General features: G+C 69.1%; 1 protein-coding gene. It reads right to left on the bottom strand.

Features of this window, described 5'->3' with window-relative positions:
* Positions 1-207: 207 nt before the first annotated feature.
* The coding region (locus tag VF497_RS14800) for a heparinase II/III family protein (protein ID WP_330890059.1) at positions 208-1627 on the bottom strand (1420 nt) is incomplete at its 5' end.

Here is a 1627-nt window from a genome sequence, read left to right as displayed (position 1 = left end):
AAGTCGATCAGCCCGGATTTGTCCGAGACGGAAATAAGAGCGCGGGCGATGCGGCGGAGGTCGGTCATGGGGTCTCGCTTCGTCATGCCCCGCGAAAGCGGGGCATCCAGTAGGCGCCGAATTGTCGGGCCTGCCCTACACCATCTGCGGCGATTACTGGATCGTCCGCCTTCGCGGACGATGACGCCGGAGAGGTCGTCCACAACATTATAGCGGCAATTCCGGCTCTTCGCGCGACGCGCGGCGCGCCGGTTCCTGCGCGTCCTGATGCGCGAAAGTCCAGTGCACGCGCGGCACGTCGCGGGCGCGGCCGTGGATCACGATCTGCACGGCGCGGCGCGGCCCGTCCGGCCCGGCGAGGTAGACGCTCTCTTCCAGCTCTACCGTTTCCTCGTAGGCGTCGAAGGTCCACACCTCCTTGTTCGGCAGCACCAGCAGCGCGCCATGGCCGTCGGAGTGGCGGCTCGCCTTCAGGGTCGGATGCAGGTGGAAGCGCACCGCGAAGGCATCGCCGCGCCTCATCGAGACGGCTTCGCCATGCGCGCCGGCGAATGTGTCCTCGCCATCGAGCCGCTTGCCGTCGGCCGAGAGGCGGAGTGTCCGGTGATGGACGACGCCGAAACGATCCAGGTAGCCGTCATGCGAGAGGCGCAGCATCACGCCGCCGTCACGCTCCTGCCTCGCGACCTGCACGTCGGTCGGGCCGCTCAGGATCGGGACGCCGAGCAGGCCTTTGAGCGATTCCGACGTCATGAAGCGGCAGGACGAGGTGTCGTTGAAGGTAACGGTCGAGTGCGCGGCGGTCGCGCGCGCGACGTGCCGCCAGGTCGAGCGACTCACCGCCGGCAGCCCGCAGTTCACCACGATCCGATGATTGCGCGCCGACAGCTCGAACGACAGGCAGCCGGCGTGCGCCTCGGCGCTCATCGGGAGCGGTGGCGGCGGCCCGGCATCGACGATCAGCAGCGCATCGGCGGCCTGCACGCGCTGATAGCCCGAGTGCGGCGCGTTCGCGACCGGGTTCCCGCGCGCATCGTCATAGGCGAGCACGGTCGAGACCAGCTCGGTGCGCGTCGGCCCCATGCCGTTGAACAGCGCGAAATTGCCGTCGCCGTGGCGGAAGAAGCGCAGCATCGGCATCATGCGGTCGATCGCGTTGTTGAGCGCGGGCGGTGGCGGCACGTTGCGCGCCGCGAAGGCCTGCCGCAATGGCAGCAGGTCGAGCAGCAGGTCGACCAGCGCGCCGGGATTGCGGCTGGCGTGACCGCCGTCGGGAAGCACCTGGCGGCCGAGCTCGTCGGACAGCTTTCGCGTGATGTTCTTGAGCAGGCGCGCCTGGCCCTGCATGCACAGCGCCGCATAGGTGAGCGCGATCACCGCCTGCATGCGCGGCAGGCCGTCGCGCGTCGCCTTCACGGTGCGCTGCAGGTAGCGCACCTGGCGCGTCAGATTGCGCAGGAAACGCCGGTAGAACTTCATGTCGGCGTCATGCAGCACCAGCGGCGCCTGGCAGAGCCACGAGATGATGCGGCGCGCGACGATGTCCGGCCGCCAGCCCTCCAGGGTGTCGAACGCGCCCTGCAGCGCGATCCATTCGCCGACCAGCGCGCGCGCATTGGCGCGGGTG

This window comes from Rudaea sp. (genome assembly GCF_036383415.1).
In the GTDB taxonomy this organism is placed as follows: domain Bacteria; phylum Pseudomonadota; class Gammaproteobacteria; order Xanthomonadales; family Rhodanobacteraceae; genus Rudaea.
The sequence above is the reverse complement of the archived record's forward strand: the minus strand, read 5'-3'. Positions and strand labels throughout refer to the sequence as shown.